Origin of the sequence: Komagataeibacter intermedius TF2 (genome assembly GCF_000964425.1) — a bacterium.
GTDB lineage: Bacteria > Pseudomonadota > Alphaproteobacteria > Acetobacterales > Acetobacteraceae > Komagataeibacter > Komagataeibacter intermedius.
The window spans coordinates 1-522 of sequence record NZ_BANF01000764.1 but is presented as its reverse complement, the minus strand read 5'-3'; the positions used below and the strand labels follow the sequence as shown (position 1 = coordinate 522).

Here is a 522-nt window from a genome sequence, read left to right as displayed (position 1 = left end):
AGTGGAGCAGAGATTACCGCCGCCGGTATAACGGGGGTCTCGCCCGCTATGTAGGCATAACCCGGCTGATACATGAAGGCGGCGGTACGATAGAGGATGTAGTTCTGCGTTGCCATGATGTTTTCCTTTACTGTCAGTCTGCCACGGGGCCTTCAACGGTCACCCAGCCCCATCCGGCGGAATCCGCCAGGTCTCCACCCTGTCCCAGGGAGCGTGCCCATATGCTGACCCCCGTTGCGGAAATAACAGGCTCTCCGTTCTGGACGAGAACGTTAGACCATGACGAGTTGTCATCAAGGTCAGCCCACGTAATAGAAACAACAGGGACATCACTATAAGCAGTGGGGAATGTAACCGGGATAATGCCAGAAACACCTGTTGATGTGATCTTCAGGCACTGGCGCAGGATATTTCCCTGTTTCGTCCACCAGCCCCCTGAAATGTTCCCATTTGCTGCTATGGTGCCGCTGCTTGTGGGCGCATATGAGTAGGACGCACCTGAAATGTCCGCCAGTATTATGT

General features: G+C 54.6%; 1 protein-coding gene. It reads right to left on the bottom strand.

Translation table 11 applies throughout. The annotated features are described in order from the left end of the window. Positions 1-133 precede the first annotated feature (133 nt). A partial coding sequence (locus B7449_RS22590) for a hypothetical protein (protein ID WP_209426804.1) occupies positions 134-522 on the bottom strand: 389 nt, incomplete at its 5' end.